Raw genomic sequence first — 15,792 nt, forward strand, 5'->3', positions numbered from 1 at the left:
TCCAAAGGTAAGGCGGAACCCCCCTGTGGAGCATGGAAGGGAGGGCACAAGAAAGACACGTGAGGGATGCCACATTCCGAACACAACCCGAGTGATCTGGTTCACATCCGGCCCCCTGCCTTCCGTGATAGGATGAATCCATGCAGAAGAGAATCAAGCAGCACACAAATCATGGAGGTGCTCCAAGATGGCAATGAAAGAAGCGGAAGTAAGTCAAGGCAGGGCGGCAGGATGGAGAGAGTTCCGGGGCGGGGCATGGCAGCAGGAGATTAACGTGAAGGACTTCATCGACCTCAACCTGACACCGTACCATGGGGACCACAGCTTTCTTGCGGGTCCGACGGATGCGACGAATGCACTGTGGGCGAAGGTCCGCGAGCTGATGGTGCAGGAGCGGGCGAACGGCGGTGTGCTCGATGTGGATGTGAACACCGTGTCCACCATCACCTCTCACGCACCCGGGTATATCGATCAGGCGAAGGAGCAGATCGTCGGGCTCCAGACCGATGCGCCGCTGAAGCGCTCCGTGCAGCCGTTCGGCGGGATCCGGATGGTTCAGGACGCATGTGAAGCCTACGGCTACAAGCTGCCGGAAGAGATCGTGCGCCTGTTCACGGACATCCGCAAGACGCACAACCAGGGTGTGTTCGATGCATATACGACGGCGATGAAGACGGCCCGGAAGGCGGGCATCATCACGGGGCTGCCGGATGCTTACGGCCGCGGCCGGATCATCGGCGACTACCGGCGGGTGGCGCTGTACGGCGTAGACCGGCTGATCGAGGACAAAAAGAACGAGCTGCAGCGGCTCGAGGCCGGCGCAATGATCGAAGAAGTCATCCGCGACCGCGAGGAGCTCTCCGAGCAGATTCTGTCCCTGCGGCAGCTCAAGGCGATGGCGGCCTCTTACGGCTATGACATCTCCGCGCCGGCGTCGAGCGCGAAGGAAGCGGTCCAGTGGCTGTACTTCGCTTATCTGGCGGCGATCAAGGAGCAGAACGGAGCGGCGATGAGCCTCGGCCGGGTGTCCTCTTTCCTGGACATCTACATCGAACGGGACCTGCGCAGCGGCGAGCTGACGGAAGAGGCGGCGCAGGAGCTCATGGACCATTTTGTCATGAAGCTGCGTCTGGTCAAATTCCTTCGTACGCCGGATTATAACGAGCTGTTCAGCGGCGACCCTACATGGGTGACCGAATCCGTGGGCGGCATGGGCGAAAATGGGCAGACCAAGGTGACGCGCAGCTCCTTCCGGATTCTGCACACCCTGTACAATCTCGGCCCGGCTCCGGAGCCGAACCTGACGGTGCTCTGGTCCACCGAGCTGCCTCAAGGCTTCAAGTCCTACTGCGCGAAGGTGTCGATCGAGACGAGCTCCATCCAGTATGAGAACGACGACCTGATGCGTCCGCATTTCGGCGACGATTACGGCATCGCCTGCTGCGTATCCGCCATGCGGATCGGCAAGCAGATGCAGTTCTTCGGAGCCCGGGCGAACCTGGCGAAGGCGCTGCTCTACGCGATCAACGGCGGCGTGGACGAGAAGCTTGGCATTCAGGTGGCTCCGGCTGCCGCGCCGGTCACTTCCGAGGTGCTGGGCTATGAAGAAGTGCGCGCACGCTTCGATGCGACCATGGATTGGCTGGCTGAGCTCTACATGAACACGCTGAATGTAATCCACTACATGCATGACAAATACAGCTACGAGCGCCTGGAGATGGCCCTGCATGACCGCGAAATTCTGCGGACGATGGCCTGCGGCATCGCCGGACTCTCCGTTGTGGCCGACAGCCTGAGCGCCATCAAGCATGCCAAGGTCAAGCCGATCCGCAACGAATGGGGCACAGCCGTCGATTTCGAGATCGAAGGCGAGTACCCGCAGTACGGCAACAACGACGAGCGCGTGGACGCCATTGCCGTCGAGCTGGCGGAGACGTTCATGAACAAGCTGCGCAAGCACCGGACATACCGGAATGCGCTGCCGACGATGTCCGTGCTGACGATCACCTCGAATGTGGTGTACGGCAAGAAGACCGGCACGACGCCGGACGGCCGCAAGGCCGGCGAACCGTTCGCACCGGGGGCGAACCCGATGCACGGCCGCGACCGCAAAGGAGCTCTGGCTTCCCTGGCGTCCGTAGCCAAGATTCCGTATGACAGCTGCCTGGACGGCATCTCGAATACTTTCTCCATCATCCCTAAGGGGCTGGGCAAGGAAGAGGAGGCGCGGGTGAGCAACATGGTGTCCCTGCTGGACGGCTATGCCGCCACGCGCGGTCATCACCTGAACGTCAACGTCTTCGACCGGGAGCAGCTGCTCGATGCCATGGAGCATCCGGAGAATTACCCGCAGCTGACGATCCGCGTCTCGGGCTATGCGGTCAACTTCATCAAGCTGACGCGCGAGCAGCAGCTCGATGTCATCAACCGGACGTTCCACGGCAGGGTGTAAGCCCGGAGCCTTCAGTGGAACAGGCCGGAATATTCAAGCCACTCATTTGAGGAAAAAAGGAGCGCATCCCGCATGAAAGGTAGAATTCACTCCATCGACACCTTCGGAACGGTTGACGGTCCGGGCATCCGCTTCGTGCTCTTCATGCAGGGATGCGCACTGCAGTGCGGCTTCTGCCACAACCCGGACACGTGGGACCCGAACCGCGGCCGCAGCGTCACGGTTGACGAAGTGCTGGCCGAGATCGAACCGTATCTCGAGTATTACCGCCGCTCGGGCGGAGGCATTACCGTGACCGGAGGCGAGCCGACCCTGCAGGCTCCCTTCGTTGCGGAGCTGTTCAAGGAATGCAAGCGCCGCTGGGGGCTGCATACCACGCTCGATTCGTCCGGCTACTGCCAGCCGGACCATGTGGAAGAGCTGATGAGCGTCACCGACCTTGTCCTGCTCGACCTCAAGCAGATGGATGACGCGAAGCACCGGGCGCTGACGTCGCAGAGCAACGAGCGGATTCTCCGCTTCGCCGCCTGGCTGTCGGAGCGGGAGCAGCCGGTCTGGATCCGGCACGTGCTCGTGCCCGGCATCACGGACGACTATGCGGATCTGACCGCACTCGGACGCTTCATCGGCGGGCTCAGCCGCGTCGAGAAGGTGGAGATCCTCCCTTATCACCGGATGGGCGTGTACAAGTGGCAGCAGCTCGGCCGCGACTATCCGCTCGAAGGGGTGCCGACCCCGGACGACCGGGAGGTGCAGCGGGCATACCGGCTGCTGGAAGAAGGCCGGGCGCAGAGAGCCCGGGAGAGCGGCCAGGCGGTTTCGCTGTAGCGCAGGCATGAGAGGAGTTGAGGAGGCGCGTACCCCAGGCGGTACGGCCTTCTTTTTTGCTGTGCGTAAAAGGACGGGAGTAAGTATAGGGCTCGCTGGCAGTGTGCAGATGTGCAGCCGCTTACCGGCCGCTGGGTCAGTCGGCACGTGCGAAGGATGATCGGAGGAGGAAGGGGTGAGCCGGGGGGAAAGCGTGCCACGCCTTTGCTGACCTGTCTGCAGCCTGATTGAGTCCCAGCTCTTACGCCTTGTGCCGCGTCTCCCTGTTACCTGCTGCCACATCTGAAGAAAATGGCTCCGGCCGGCCTTTCTTGCCGGATCTCTGCCGCGGCAGAAGAACGGCTGAATAAAGGCAGACAGGCGGGGCCGAATTTTGCCGGCAGGTGATCAGCCGCGACAGAGGAACGGCTGGATAAAGGCAGACAGGCGCAGCGGACTTGTTGCCGGCAGGTGATCCGCCGCGGCAGAGGAACGGCTGGATAAAGGCAGACGGGCGTAGCGGATTTTTTGCCGGCAGGTGATCTGCCGCAGCAGAAGAACGGCTGGGTAAAGGGAGACAGGCGGGGGCGATTTTTGCCGGCTGGTGATCCGCCGGGGCAGGGGAACGGCTGGAATAAAGGCAGACGGGCGTAGCGGATTTTTTGCCAGCAAGTGAAGCCGCAGCAGAAGAACGGCTGGATAAAGGCAGACAGGCGCAGCGGATTTTTTGCCGGCAGGTGATCTGCCGCAGCAGAAGAACGGCTGGATAAAGGCAGACAGACGCAGCCGAATTTTTGCCGGCAAGTGATCAGCCGTGGCAGAAGAACGGCTGGGTAAAGGCAGACAGGCGCAGCGGATTTTTTGCCGGCAGGTGATCAGCCGCAGCAGAAGAACGGCTGGATAAAGGCAGACGGGCGCAACCGAATTTTGCCGGCAGGTGTTCAGTCGCAACAGAAGAACGGCTGGATAAAGGCAGACAGGCGCAGCGGATTTTTTGCCGCAAGTGATCTGCCGCACAGCTTCCGATGGCTTCCAGCCTGTAAAATGGAACCATAAGTTGGTGGTTCCGATGCAATTGTGCAGCGCATTCCATTGCACGTTCTTTTTACACCTTCTGCTGCATCTTCTATTGCACTTCGACTTCAAGGAATCCTTCCAACCTTACTACGTGAAAATAATCACAAAGACAAAGAGAAATCAGGAGGAGAAACCCATGGTTCGCCTGTCGCTTGCTGCTCTGCTGCTCCGTTTTTTGTTCGGGGGTGGCGCCGTCGTTCTGGCCTCCGTGCTCTCCAAGAAGCTTGGAGGCAGCGTCGGAGGGATTTTCGCGGCTTTTCCCGCCGTGTACCTGGCTGCCCTGGTGGCGATCCGTCTGGATCACACGGGCAATGAGCTCGTAGCCCGCTCGATCTCCCTGTCCCAGGGGGCGCTGATCGGGATGGGCATCAACATTCTGTGCGCTGCCGCCGTTGGATACCTGTGCGCCAAACGGGGATGGAAGAGGGGACTGTCGCTGTCGATCGGCGGCTGGTTCGCCGTCTCGCTCGGCGTGTCGTATCTGCTCTTCAGTATCTAAAAGAAAGGTTGGCCTGATGACCATGCATACGAATTGGAAGGATCTGCTGCTTCGTTTTTTGCTCGGCGGGAGTGCGGTGGTCTTGAGTTACGCGGCTTCGGTCCTGCTGCCGTGGAAGGCGCTCGGGGGGATCTTCGCCACCTTCCCTGCGGTAATGATCGTCGCGGTGCTCATGGTGGGCTGGGCGCAGGGGTCGGCACGGGCGTCCGAGATTGCCCGGGGCTCCGTGTACGGGATGGCGGGATGCGCCGTCTGCGTCGTTGCCGTGCTGTATTTTATGAAAACGACGGGGCTTTGGTGGCTCAGTCTCGGGCTCGGCCTTGTGTGCTGGTACCTGAGCGCTTTTCTCATCTACAAGGTCCGCCGCTCGATCAAAAGCTCATAAAGGACCGCCGCTCCTCGGCGTACCGGTCATTGATATAAACTGGGCGGCTAAGTCCGTATACCAATTAGGAGGGATTTAACATGACAGCATACTTGGGACCCGCATGGAGACGTTTGACGGAAGAGCACCGGAGCCTGGGCGACATGGTGTATACGCTGGAAGCGAAGGTTCGGGCGGCAGGGATGGACAGGGGAGGCCGGCGCTCCTTTCCCGAGTGGGTGCTGGACGATCTGCACCGGAGTGCTGCGGCCCTGCGCGCCGAGCTGGACCTTCACTCCCTGTGGGAAACGAAGGACCTGTTCCCCTGGCTGATGGAGCTGTTCCCCACACCGGAGGGGCATATCATCGTCACCTCCCTTTGGATGCTGGAGAAAGAGCACGAGCTGGCCGATGAGTTTTTCGACTCCTTTTTCCGGGAGGTGGGGGACCTGAAGGCCGGACGAAGGGGAGCTGCGCTGACCCGCGTGCTGGAGGACCTGATGCAGGCGGTCCGGCTGGTCCGCGAGCACCTCGAGGCCGAGGAGGATCTGCTGCTTCCGCTGATGCAGGAGAGCCTGCAGCTTGCCGGTGAGCAGGGATAATGGAGGCGGCAGTACGGAGCCCGCATGATGCTGGGCAGGGGAGGAGTGGCAGGTGGAGAGGAACAGTGTGTTCTTGATGTGCTGCTCGTAATGGCGCCATTGAAATAGCGGAACTACGATTCGCTAATGTTAACCTGCCCTGGGCAGATAGGTGATAGCGGAACTACGATTCGCTATTTGCCTCTTTTAACAGGCGAATGTGGAGATAGCGGAACTCAGATTCGCTATTGCTGTGTTCGAGGGCATGGGATGGCGGTTTGGAGACAAATAAGGCATCTGAGTTCCTCTATTCCTCGGGAAATGATGGGAAATACTCGAATAAGACATCTGAGTTCCGTTATCGCGGGCGCCACGGCAGCCGGTCGGGGCTGAGCCCGCAGGCCGTGCCGCTCGGCCACTCCGCCGTGGCCGAGCTCATCGACGTGGCACCGCTGATGAGCCGCCGCGGGTCTGGGCGGCCGCCACCGCTGCCGCTCACCGCCGTGTGCGTTCCGCCGTAGGCTGAGCCAGTCGCCGTGGTACCGTTGCTGGCCCGCTGTCGTTGCCAATCCGCCAACGTGTGCGATCCACTGCGATGGGGACCGCCGCGGTCCGAGTGGCTGCCGTGTCAGCTCGGCCACGGTGGCTCCCGCCATGGCTGAGCCAGTCACCGTGCACCGTTGCTGGCCCGCTGTCGTTGCCAATCCGCCAATGTGTGCGATCCACTGCGATGCGGACCGCCGCGGGTCCGAGTGGCTGCCGTGCCGCTCGGCCACGGTGGCTCTTGCCATGGCTGAGCCAGTCACCGTGCACCGTTGCTGGCCCGCTGTCGTTGCCAATCCGCCAACGTGTGCGATGCACTGCGATGCGGGACGGCCGCGGGTCCGAGTGGCTGCCGTGTCAGCTCTTCCACTGTGGCTCTTGCCATGGCTGAGCCAGTCACCGTGCACGGTTGCCGATCCGCTGCCGTGCGGCCCGTCGCGCGGCTGAGCCGCCACGTGCCCGAACCGCTGTCGTGGTTGAGTCACCGCCGTCGCGAGATTGAGCCGCCGCTAGGCTGTGTTCCCACGGTGTCCGTTCTTTACCGTGGATCATACCACCACCGTGCCGCTCCCGCCGCGTCGCGCCTACCGATCCTGCCCGCCGCAGCTCCCCTGCCTCAGCGGCAGCGCCCCTGCCTCAGCGGCAGCGCCCCAGCCTAACCGGCAGCGCCCCAGCCTAACCGGCAGCGCCCCAGCCTAACCGGCAGCGCCCCAGCCTAACCGGCAGCGCCCCAGCCTAACCGGCAGCACCCCTGCCTAATCGGCAGCGCACCTGCCTCAGCGGCAGCGCCCCAGCCTAACCGGCAGCGCACCTGCCTAATCGGCAGCGCCCCTGCACCGGCAGGCTGACACCAACCTGCCGCATCCCATACCTGCAAGCCCCACGCCCGGAAGCCCCCCGGGCGTCTTTGGCATGTTCCGCCATATCTCAGGTGATCTACATCACTGATGGGGGCCCTTTCAATATGGTTAACTGGATCTATCGAAACTGAACTGGCGAGGAGAAATGAAGCATGAACAGAGCATTCGCTTCGAGGTGGGCACGCAATGTTTTCATCACCGTCTGCGGTCTGATCATCCTGATGTACCTGGGTTCAAGGCTGTTTACCCATATCGATCTGGCCTTATACGGATACATGGTTGGCACGGTGGTTTTCATCGGCGGGTTCTTCTACCGCTTCATGGCATGGGCGGACCGGCCGCCTACCCGGCTTATTCTGACGAAGGGGCTGCGGCTGCTGTTCCGCAGGTCGACGCCCCAGACGGCCGCTGATCATCTGGTGGTCTACAAATTCATCTGGAACCGCGGCTGGTACCGGTGGGCGCAGCATATTTTGCTCGGCTGGGGATGCATCCTGTCCGCCTTCGTCACCTTCCCGCTGGTGTTCGGATGGATGTACTTCACGATGGAGAACAACGGCTACTACACGGTGGTCGGGTTCGGGATCGACCTCATGAAGGTCAAGGCCGACGGCATCCTGGCGTTCCTGTTCTACAACGCGCTGAATTTCACGGCGATGATGGTGATCGCAGGCGTTTGCATGGCGCTGTACCGGCGCCTGAAGAACATGCAGGCCCGGGCGGAGCAGAGCTTCGTCTACGACTTCCTGCCGCTGTACCTGCTGCTCTTCATCTCCGTGACCGGCCTGCTGCTTACCTTCAGCAACGTTTTCCTGCACGGCTGGGGCCACCCGGTGATGTCGATGATTCACCAGTGGTCCGTCATTGTCACTCTGATCTATCTTCCCTTCGGGAAGCTTGCACATATCCCGTTCCGCCCGATGAGCGTGCTCGCCCGCAATTACCGCGAGCATTACGGGCAGCAGGCGCCCAAGGCCTGCCGCGTATGCGCAGCGAATTACGTATCCGCCGAACAGGCGCAGGACGTGATGAACGTCCTGAAGAGCAATGGCATGGAGTTCACCACCCCGGAGGGTTACCAGCTCGCCGAGCTGTGCCTGCCCTGCCGGCGCAAATACCGCATGTCCCGTTTCTCGGGCGTGCCCACCCATGAGATCCGCGTGAAGGAGGCCAACCAGAATGCCAAAGGATAAATTCTTCAAAGTCATCGAGAACCGAACCCATCCGGGCGAAAAGCTCGTTGACACCCACTGCTCCTACTGCGGGATGCAGTGCGGAATGAAGCTGCGGGTGGATACCTCCACGAACCGGATCATCGGGGTGGAGCCGCGCTACGACTGGCCGGTGACCCTCGGCAAGATGTGCCCCAAAGGGGTGACGGCCTACCAGCAGACGAATCATGACGACAGGCTGCTGAAGCCGCTGATCCGCGACGACCGGTCGCTGCGCGGGACGAAGATGGGCTTCCGGGAAGCCACCTGGGAAGAAGCCTACGGGCTTATCGTGCGCAAATTCCAGGAGCTTCAATCCGGGTTTGGCAAAGACAGCCTCTCCGTCTTCAGCGGCGTATCCATGACGAACGAAAAATGCTACCTCACCGGCAAATTCGCCCGCGTCGCCCTGCAGACCCGCTACATCGATTATAACGGCCGCTTCTGCATGTCGAGCGCTGCCGCAGGCTTCATGCGCACCTTCGGCGTCGACCGGGGGTCCACACTGCCCTGGACGGACCTGCACGAGACCGACTGCCTGTTCATTGCCGGCAGCAATACGGCCGAGTGCCATCCAACCTCCATGTTCCGTGTCTGGGAGGTACAGAACCGCGGCGGCTACCTGATCGTCGCCGATCCGAGAGAGACGCCGATCGCCCGCCGGGCCGACGTCCATCTGGACCTGCGGCCGGGGACGGACCTCGCGCTGGCCAACTGCATGGTCAACCTGCTCATCCAGGGCGGCTATGCGGACCGGGAGTTCGTGGAGAAGCACACGAACGGCTTCGACGCCATGCTGGAGGTCGTGAAGCAGTTCACGCCGGAGTATACGAGCGAGATTACGGGCGTGGCTCCCGAGAAGCTGATCCGGGCCGCCGAGATCTACGGCAAGGCGCCGAACGCGGTCGTGATGTTCGCACGGGGCATCGAGCAGCAGCACAAAGGCGTCGATAACGTATCCGCCTATACGAACATGAGCCTGGTCACCGGCAAAATCGGCCGTCCGAAGTCGGGCGTGGCCACCTTCACGGGACAGGGCAACGGCCAAGGCGGCCGCGAGCATGGCCAGAAGGCCGACGCGCTGCCGGGCTACCGCAAGATCGCCAACCCGAAGCACGTGGAGGAAGTGTGCAAGGTGTGGGGGATCACGCCGGAAGAAATGCCTCAGCCCGGGGTATCGGCTTACGAGATGTTCGGCCTGATGCAGGACAAGACGATCCGCGGCCTGTACCTGCTCTGTTCGAATCCGGCGGTCTCCGCCCCGAACCTCAACGAAGTCCGCGCGGCACTGATGAACCTGGATTTCATGGTCTGCTGCGACATGTTCCTCTCCGAGTCCGCCGAGTTCGCGGATGTCGTACTTCCGACCGTCACCTGGAGTGAAGACGAGGGAACCGTAACGAACCTGGAGGGCCGTGTTATCAAAATCAACAAAGCCCAGGAGCCGCTTGGGGAATCCAAGCCCGACTGGGAGATCCAGGTGGAGCTGGCGGAGCGTCTCGGCCGGGGGCAGTACTTCCGGCACCTGAAGACGGCCCGCGACATCAACGACGAGTTCCGTCTGGCGAGCAAAGGCGGCTACGCCGATTACTACGGCGCCACCTGGGAGAAGATCGAGGAGCAGCAGGGCGTCTTCTGGCCGTGCCGTGACGAAGCGGATCCGGGCACGCCGCATATGTTCCTCGACAAGAAGTTCTACCACCCGGACGGCAAGGCCCTGCTCTGTGCGCTGCCTTACCGTCCGCCGGCCGAAGAGCCGTGCGGCGATTATCCGCTGCGCCTGACGACCGGCCGGGTCGTCTACCACTACCTGTCGGGCAACCAGACCCGCCGGATTCCGTTCCTGCGCGATATGTGCCCGGAACCGTTCGTGGAGGTGCATCCTGAGACCGCTAAGCGCTACGGGATCGCTCATGAAGAGATGGTCCGGGTCCGCACCCGCCGGGGCGAAGCCGAGTTCAAGGTGAAGATCACCGAGGCCATCCGTAGGGATACGGTGTTCGTGCCGTATCACTTCGGCCATGAGAAATCCGTCAATCTGCTGACCATTGCCGCGCTGGACCCGACTTCGAAAATGCCGGAGTTCAAGGCCTGCGCAGCGGAGATAGAGAAGCTTACGGCGGCACCCGCCGCACAAGCGCAAGAGCCCATCAAGGAGGTCATACAGACATGAAGCAGCATTTATATATCGAGATGGACAACTGCATCGGCTGCCGCAGCTGTCTGGCCGCCTGCACCCAGTGCGGCGGGCACGATGAGCGCAACCGCAACTATGTATACGACGTGAATCCGCTGGTGAACCGCCAGACGATTCCCCTGATGTGCCTGCACTGCGTGAATCCGGCCTGTGCCCGCAGCTGCCCGGCGCAGGCGATCCAGGTGACCCCGGAGGGGGCGGTGCTCTCCGCTCTCGTGGAGAAGTGCATCGGCTGCCAGAACTGCACGATCGCCTGCCCTTACGGGATTCCGAAGTTCGATGAAGAGCAGAACCTGATGTACAAATGCGACCTGTGCTACGACCGCACGAAGGACGGCATCCCGCCGATGTGTGCTTCCGTCTGCCCGACGAATACGCTGCAGTGGCTCACGGAAGACGAGCTGAAGGCGAAGCGGGAGAGCCATGAGCTCGGCCGGTGGACGGCGAGCCGCCTGCCGGACGATCCGCTCGTCGGCGAGACGAACGTGAAGATCAGCCTGCCGGGAATCCTGCAGGGGAAAGTGAAGCTGTTCTGAGCCGGAGGGCGTCAGGTAACAGGACGGAGGGATAACCATGATGAACGGAGATCAAACACGGGGGAACGGAGCGGTTCCTCCCCACGAGGATAATTACACCCACAATATCCGCAAAGATAATGAACGCCGGCTCGACCGCCGGAGCTTCATGAAGACGATGGTCGGGGCGGCGGGCGTGTTCGCCGTATCGACGCTTCCCTGGGGGGCGATTGCGGCCAAGGAGCTGTCGAGTCCGGCCAAGAAGGCTTTTCCGAAGACGAGGATCACTGCGCTGAGCGACCTGAAAGTCGGCGAAGCCGTCGAATTCGCTTATCCGGGAGAGCACGATTCCGCCCTGCTGGTCCGGCTCGGAGAAGGGGAGTTCAAGGCTTACCAGAATGCGTGCACCCATCTCAAGTGCCCCGTGTTCTGGAGCGGGGAGAAGGGCGAGCTCGTCTGCCCGTGCCATCACGGTCTGTTCGACGTACGTACCGGGGCCCCTGTCGCCGGCCCGCCGAAGCGGCCTCTGCCGGAGATCGAGCTGAAGCTCGAGCAGGGGACAGTCTATGCCGTTGGGGTGAAGCGATATGAAACGTAGCTGGCTTGGCGTCATACTCCTGAGTCTCGTGCTGCTGCTCAGCATCGTTTTTACGCAGCAGGTTGTGAACGCATTTTTCTATGAGAAGTATGCGAGAGTGCTGCTGTTCGCGGGAGGGAATGTCCTCCTGTTCCCGCTCTCGCTCTGGATTTACAAGCGGGAGAAGGATTGGGCATAGAAGAGGAGGAGAGAGTCCATGCCAAGCGAATACGATGCCGCGTTATGCTTCGTCCGGACGCCGGACAGGGAAGGCAGGCCTCTGCAGGAAGAACTGGCAGCCGATCTGCACGGGATCTTCCCCGGCGCCTCCCTGGATCTCGAGCCGAAGTCGGAGGACGGGTTCGAGATTGTCGTGGCCCGGATGAACGGCCTCGGCCCCTGGGGGTCCGAGGAAGAGCTCCTGGGCCGCATGGAGCGGGAGATGCCGGAGTCCTGGTGGACCTGGCTCGCCGGATACCGCCTGCTCGTGACGCCCAAAGAGGATGCGGGCCCATGCAGGCTGAAGAACAATCGAAAGGAGGCTCGGACCCATGAATGCCAGTAAGGATAAGCTCAGCGAGGTCATCAGGGACTTGGAGCAGGCGGTGAAGGGGCTCTGCGGCCGACAGGTGGAGATCCGGATCGAGGATACGATGGAAGGGGACACCCAGGCTCCGCCGCGTACCTTCGAGCTCGTCCGGGCTGTGATGGTTCCCGAAGGAACGCACCTCAAGTGCTACTTGAACCTTACCCAGCATATCTCCATTCCGGTATTCGCCGACGGGCGGACTTGCCTCGAAGTGGAGGGGCCGGGAGGGACACGGCTGATCTCCGTTGATCTGCAGTCCGGGCTGCGGTACAGGCTCCGCTGGCTCTAAGCTGAACCGATTTGGCGGGAGCCCAAGAGGGCATTGAGTGCCGCGGCAAATACGAAGTGCTCCCACGGCTGACTTTCTGCCAAGGGCGCGGGGTTCCTCTCTGCCGCCGCCTGCTGCTCGTTTGGCGGCAATTCTCACTCAGCCGGCTGACGGCGAAAGCTGAAGGTCGTCTTCTGTCGGCATCTCTGACTGTGCTGGTATAGTTCTCCTCCCCCCGGGTAATGTTACAAAAGGGAGGTGAACGCCATGAGGGAAAGGGAAAGGGAAGACGGCCCGCTGGACCCGGAGGAGCTGAAACAGGTGCTGACCGAGGCCCTCGAGCAGGAGAATGAGCTGCTGCGCACCTATGTGATTGCATCGGAGCGTATTGAAGATAACGAGGAGCTCAGGGTCAGGCTCCAGAACTTTGCCGAAGGCAACGCGAAGCGCTCGCGCCAGCTCATCGAGGAGCTGGGGGCCATGAAGGATGCGGACGAGTAAGACGACGGTTCTTCCCGCTTGTGCGGAGGAGGGCCGTTTTTTTGCGGCTCAAATATTCCTTGACTGGAATATTCCTATTAAGGTATATTATTGCATAAGCGGATTACATAAATGCTCTGCGACTTACCAAATCATATACAAACGAGAGGTTGGATATCATGGTCCATATTGGGGCGAATGGTTGTACGGAAACATCGGTGAACGGACGGGAAATCGTGGTTAACCGCACGTTGGCGGCGCCGCGGGAGCTGGTTTTCCAGACCTGGACAGACCCTGCGCATCTGCCGCACTGGTGGGGGCCGAAGGGCTTCACGATCACTGTGCAGGAGATCGACGTAAGACCGGGCGGCGAGTGGCGTTACATCATGCATGGCCCGGGCGGCACGGATTACGAGAACCGGATCCTGTACCGGGAGGTTGTCCATCCCGAGAAGCTTGTCTACTCCCATGGTGACGGCGGTGAAGAGGAGTCCTTCCGGGTGACGGTAACCTTCGCTGAGCAGGGGGAGGAAACCCGGCTTATGATGCGGATGCTGTTCAAATCCGCCGAGGAACTGAAGCAAGCGGTGGAGGAGTACGGTGCGATCGAGGGAGCCGGTTCGACGCTGGACCGCCTCGAAGAGCGGTTGGCAGCCGTTATTTCCGAGCAGGCGAGGCAGGGATAAAGCACTCATTGCAGCGTTTGATTGTATTCAGGCTCTATTCAAAATTCCGGGAGGAATGCGACATGTCCAATATCGTTGATCTGATCATCACCCGTACCATCCAAGCGCCAAGAGAGATTGTATTCCAGGCGTTCACGCAGGCGGAGCATCTGAAGCACTGGTGGGGGCCGAAGGGCTGGGTAATGGATGTGTCTCAGATGGAGGTCCGTCCCGGCGGGATCTGCCATTACCGCCTGCAGTCCGCGGAAGGGCATGTCATGTGGGCGAAGTTCGTGTACAGTGAGATTTCTACGCCGGAGAAGCTCGTCTATATCAGCTCCTTCTCGGATGAAGACGGCCGTACGGTCCGTGCGCCGTTCAGCCCGGCGTTTCCGCTGGAGGTTCGCAATACCCTGACGCTTACGGAGCAGGACGGCCGGACGGCGTTCACACTGCACGGGGAACCCGTATCGGCCACGGAGGAGGAGCTCGAGTTCTTCCGATCGATGCATGAGAGCATGCAGATGGGCTTCGGCGGCACCTTCGACCAACTGGCGGTGTACCTGGCCTCGAAGCGCTGAACCATACCTGCCGGTTATCAGTAGAGCAAGCGCAGCTTGCAGCTGGATCCCACGGTAAAAAAAGAGCCCGGCTCCTCTGTTCACAGCGGGGCCGGGCTCATGCAGAATTCGGGGTGCTGCGTGTTTTATTACTGGGCCAGCATCGCGGCCATGTCGTCCTGCGCATTGCCGATCAGCTTCAGGCCGAACGTCTCGGTGAGCACCTGCATCACGCCCGAGGAGATGAATTCCGGCGGCTTCGGCCCGATGCGGATGTCCTGGATGCCGAGGCTGAACAGGCCGAGCAGGATGGCTACGGCTTTCTGCTCGAACCAGGAGAGCACGATGCTGACCGGCAGCTCGTTGACCGTGCAGCCAAAGGCGTCCGCGAGCGCCATGGCGATCTTGACGGTCGAGCCGGAGTTGTTGCACTGGCCGAGGTCGATATACCGCGGGATGCCGGTGTCGCCGACCGTGCCGTAGTCGACGTCATTGAAGCGGAACTTGCCGCAGGACGTCGTCAGGATGACCGTATCGTTCGGCAGGGATGTCGCCAGCTCACGGTAATATTCGCCGCCGCTGCCCGGCGCGTCACAGCCGGCGATGACGAAGAAGCGGCGGATTTTGCCCGCACGGACAGCCTCGATGATCTCGGGGGCCAGCCCGATGACGGTCTCATGGTGGAACCCGGTGGTGAGCACCTGATCGGAATCGATGTCCGCCTTAGGGAGCGACAGCGCCCGTTCGATGAGCGGGGTGAAGTCGTCGTTCTCGATCTTGCGCACGCCCTCCAGGCCGGCGAGGTCATACGAGAAGAAGCGGTCCGCGTACGTTCCCTTGATCGGCATGACACAGTTGGTCGTCGCCAGGATCGCGCCGGGGAATTTCTCGAAGAGGCGCCGCTGGTCGAACCAGGCTTTGCCGATGTTCCCCTTGAGGTGCGGGTACTGCTTCAGCTTCGGATATCCGTGGGCGGGCAGCATCTCCGAGTGGGTGTAGATGTTGATGCCGAGTCCCTCGGTCTGCTTCAGCAGCTCTTCGAGCGCGTACAGGTTATGGCCTGTGACGACGATCGCGTGGCCTTCGACCCGGTTCTGGCTGACCTGCACCGGCTGCGGCACACCAAAGTGGTTCGTATGCGCCCGGTCGAGCACATCCATGATGCGGATCGCCGCGGAGCCGACCTTCATGGCCATGTCGATATGCTCCTGCACGTTGAAGTTCGAGTTCGTAAGCGTCATATAGAGCGCCTCGTGGGTGATCCGGTCCACTTCGGGATCGGAATAGCCCAGCTGGCGGGCGTGGGTGGCGTAAGCGGCAATGCCTTTGAGCGCAAAAATCATCGTATCCTGCAGGCTCGCGATCGTCTCGTCCTTGCCGCAGACGCCTACTACTTTACAGCCGCCGGACGGCGTTTGTTCGCATTGGTAACAAAACATGTGGATTCCTCCATTCCCTGGTAAAGGGTGATGTAATAAGCTTAACAGGCAGCGCAGTCAAAGGATGTGATCCGGCGCACAGCGTTTTCGTCCGCTTTTCGGCCGACT

At 61.3% G+C, this 15,792-nt stretch carries 17 protein-coding genes; 15 read left to right on the top strand and 2 right to left on the bottom strand.

What is annotated here, in order from left to right; translation table 11 throughout:
* The first annotated feature begins 187 nt into the window (after nt 1-187).
* Nucleotides 188-2,452, top strand: coding sequence for a formate C-acetyltransferase (pflB, locus tag PM3016_RS08755; RefSeq protein ID WP_014369171.1), 2,265 nt, complete (start codon nt 188-190; stop codon nt 2,450-2,452).
* 72 nt (nt 2,453-2,524) lie between these two features.
* Nucleotides 2,525-3,280, top strand: coding sequence for a pyruvate formate-lyase-activating protein (gene pflA, locus PM3016_RS08760; protein WP_014369172.1), 756 nt, complete (start codon nt 2,525-2,527; stop codon nt 3,278-3,280).
* A gap of 387 nt (nt 3,281-3,667) precedes the next feature.
* Here pflA and PM3016_RS38085 read toward each other — a convergent pair whose 3' ends face one another.
* Nucleotides 3,668-4,357 (bottom strand): hypothetical protein, encoded by a 690-nt coding sequence (locus PM3016_RS38085; protein WP_014369173.1) that lies wholly within the window; start codon nt 4,355-4,357, stop codon nt 3,668-3,670.
* 115 nt (nt 4,358-4,472) lie between these two features.
* Here PM3016_RS38085 and PM3016_RS08765 point away from each other — a divergent pair, with 115 nt between their 5' ends.
* The 13 genes from PM3016_RS08765 (at nt 4,473) to PM3016_RS08825 (ending at nt 14,266) form a co-directional block, all read left to right on the top strand.
* Nucleotides 4,473-4,835 carry a DUF3147 family protein gene (locus tag PM3016_RS08765; RefSeq protein WP_013915133.1) on the top strand — a complete coding sequence of 121 codons (363 nt, stop codon included), beginning with the start codon at nt 4,473-4,475 and terminating at the stop codon, nt 4,833-4,835.
* Between the two features lie 16 nt (nt 4,836-4,851).
* Nucleotides 4,852-5,220 (top strand): DUF3147 family protein, encoded by a 369-nt coding sequence (locus tag PM3016_RS08770; RefSeq protein ID WP_014369174.1) that lies wholly within the window; start codon nt 4,852-4,854, stop codon nt 5,218-5,220.
* Between the two features lie 80 nt (nt 5,221-5,300).
* Nucleotides 5,301-5,801 carry a hemerythrin domain-containing protein gene (locus tag PM3016_RS08775; protein WP_014369175.1) on the top strand — a complete coding sequence of 167 codons (501 nt, stop codon included), beginning with the start codon at nt 5,301-5,303 and terminating at the stop codon, nt 5,799-5,801.
* A 1,534-nt stretch (nt 5,802-7,335) separates the two neighbouring features.
* Nucleotides 7,336-8,376, top strand: coding sequence for a hypothetical protein (locus PM3016_RS08780; protein WP_014369176.1), 1,041 nt, complete (start codon nt 7,336-7,338; stop codon nt 8,374-8,376).
* Nucleotides 8,363-10,567 carry a molybdopterin oxidoreductase family protein gene (locus tag PM3016_RS08785; protein WP_014369177.1) on the top strand — a complete coding sequence of 735 codons (2,205 nt, stop codon included), beginning with the start codon at nt 8,363-8,365 and terminating at the stop codon, nt 10,565-10,567. The genes PM3016_RS08780 and PM3016_RS08785 overlap by 14 nt, the downstream gene beginning before the upstream one ends.
* The gene (locus PM3016_RS08790) at nt 10,564-11,127 is read left to right on the top strand and encodes a 4Fe-4S dicluster domain-containing protein (RefSeq protein WP_014369178.1); all 564 of its coding nucleotides are present in this window, start codon (nt 10,564-10,566) and stop codon (nt 11,125-11,127) included. Before PM3016_RS08785 ends, PM3016_RS08790 begins: the two co-directional genes overlap by 4 nt.
* Before the next feature lie 40 nt (nt 11,128-11,167).
* Nucleotides 11,168-11,704: a Rieske 2Fe-2S domain-containing protein gene (locus PM3016_RS08795; protein ID WP_013915139.1), complete on the top strand. Its 537-nt coding sequence runs from the start codon at nt 11,168-11,170 to the stop codon at nt 11,702-11,704.
* On the top strand, nt 11,694-11,882 hold the full coding sequence (locus tag PM3016_RS08800) for a hypothetical protein (protein ID WP_014369180.1): 189 nt from the start codon (nt 11,694-11,696) through the stop codon (nt 11,880-11,882). Before PM3016_RS08795 ends, PM3016_RS08800 begins: the two co-directional genes overlap by 11 nt.
* A gap of 18 nt (nt 11,883-11,900) precedes the next feature.
* Nucleotides 11,901-12,248 carry a hypothetical protein gene (locus PM3016_RS08805; protein WP_013915141.1) on the top strand — a complete coding sequence of 116 codons (348 nt, stop codon included), beginning with the start codon at nt 11,901-11,903 and terminating at the stop codon, nt 12,246-12,248.
* Complete coding sequence (locus tag PM3016_RS08810) at nt 12,235-12,561, top strand: hypothetical protein (protein ID WP_013915142.1); 327 nt, start codon at nt 12,235-12,237, stop codon at nt 12,559-12,561. Before PM3016_RS08805 ends, PM3016_RS08810 begins: the two co-directional genes overlap by 14 nt.
* A gap of 246 nt (nt 12,562-12,807) precedes the next feature.
* Nucleotides 12,808-13,041, top strand: a complete 234-nt coding sequence (locus tag PM3016_RS08815) for a hypothetical protein (RefSeq protein ID WP_014369181.1) — start codon at nt 12,808-12,810, stop codon at nt 13,039-13,041.
* 158 nt (nt 13,042-13,199) lie between these two features.
* On the top strand, nt 13,200-13,706 hold the full coding sequence (locus PM3016_RS08820; RefSeq protein ID WP_014369182.1) for an SRPBCC family protein: 507 nt from the start codon (nt 13,200-13,202) through the stop codon (nt 13,704-13,706).
* Nucleotides 13,707-13,768: 62 nt separating this feature from the next.
* On the top strand, nt 13,769-14,266 hold the full coding sequence (locus PM3016_RS08825) for an SRPBCC family protein (protein WP_014369183.1): 498 nt from the start codon (nt 13,769-13,771) through the stop codon (nt 14,264-14,266).
* Nucleotides 14,267-14,394: 128 nt separating this feature from the next.
* Here the strand turns inward: PM3016_RS08825 and hcp are convergent, their stop codons facing one another.
* Complete coding sequence (hcp, locus tag PM3016_RS08830; RefSeq protein WP_014369184.1) at nt 14,395-15,684, bottom strand: hydroxylamine reductase; 1,290 nt, start codon at nt 15,682-15,684, stop codon at nt 14,395-14,397.
* Nucleotides 15,685-15,792 lie beyond the last annotated feature (108 nt).

The organism is Paenibacillus mucilaginosus 3016 (assembly GCF_000250655.1).
GTDB classification, from domain to species: Bacteria; Bacillota; Bacilli; order Paenibacillales; family NBRC-103111; genus Paenibacillus_G; species Paenibacillus_G mucilaginosus.

Excerpts from the sequence above, each read along its gene's own strand:
- PM3016_RS08805 (WP_013915141.1), top strand. The coding sequence starts at position 11,901 with ATGCCAAGCGAATACGATGCCGCGTTATGCTTCGTCCGGACGCCGGAC.
- PM3016_RS08770 (WP_014369174.1), top strand. The coding sequence starts at position 4,852 with ATGACCATGCATACGAATTGGAAGGATCTGCTGCTTCGTTTTTTGCTC.
- PM3016_RS08765 (WP_013915133.1), top strand. The coding sequence starts at position 4,473 with ATGGTTCGCCTGTCGCTTGCTGCTCTGCTGCTCCGTTTTTTGTTCGGG.
- PM3016_RS08810 (WP_013915142.1), top strand. The coding sequence starts at position 12,235 with ATGAATGCCAGTAAGGATAAGCTCAGCGAGGTCATCAGGGACTTGGAG.
- PM3016_RS08795 (WP_013915139.1), top strand. The coding sequence starts at position 11,168 with ATGAACGGAGATCAAACACGGGGGAACGGAGCGGTTCCTCCCCACGAG.
- PM3016_RS08780 (WP_014369176.1), top strand. The coding sequence starts at position 7,336 with ATGAACAGAGCATTCGCTTCGAGGTGGGCACGCAATGTTTTCATCACC.
- PM3016_RS08815 (WP_014369181.1), top strand. The coding sequence starts at position 12,808 with ATGAGGGAAAGGGAAAGGGAAGACGGCCCGCTGGACCCGGAGGAGCTG.
- pflB (WP_014369171.1), top strand. The coding sequence starts at position 188 with ATGGCAATGAAAGAAGCGGAAGTAAGTCAAGGCAGGGCGGCAGGATGG.
- PM3016_RS08785 (WP_014369177.1), top strand. The coding sequence starts at position 8,363 with ATGCCAAAGGATAAATTCTTCAAAGTCATCGAGAACCGAACCCATCCG.
- PM3016_RS08775 (WP_014369175.1), top strand. The coding sequence starts at position 5,301 with ATGACAGCATACTTGGGACCCGCATGGAGACGTTTGACGGAAGAGCAC.
- PM3016_RS08820 (WP_014369182.1), top strand. The coding sequence starts at position 13,200 with ATGGTCCATATTGGGGCGAATGGTTGTACGGAAACATCGGTGAACGGA.
- pflA (WP_014369172.1), top strand. The coding sequence starts at position 2,525 with ATGAAAGGTAGAATTCACTCCATCGACACCTTCGGAACGGTTGACGGT.
- hcp (WP_014369184.1), bottom strand. The coding sequence starts at position 15,684 with ATGTTTTGTTACCAATGCGAACAAACGCCGTCCGGCGGCTGTAAAGTA.
- PM3016_RS08790 (WP_014369178.1), top strand. The coding sequence starts at position 10,564 with ATGAAGCAGCATTTATATATCGAGATGGACAACTGCATCGGCTGCCGC.
- PM3016_RS08825 (WP_014369183.1), top strand. The coding sequence starts at position 13,769 with ATGTCCAATATCGTTGATCTGATCATCACCCGTACCATCCAAGCGCCA.
- PM3016_RS08800 (WP_014369180.1), top strand. The coding sequence starts at position 11,694 with ATGAAACGTAGCTGGCTTGGCGTCATACTCCTGAGTCTCGTGCTGCTG.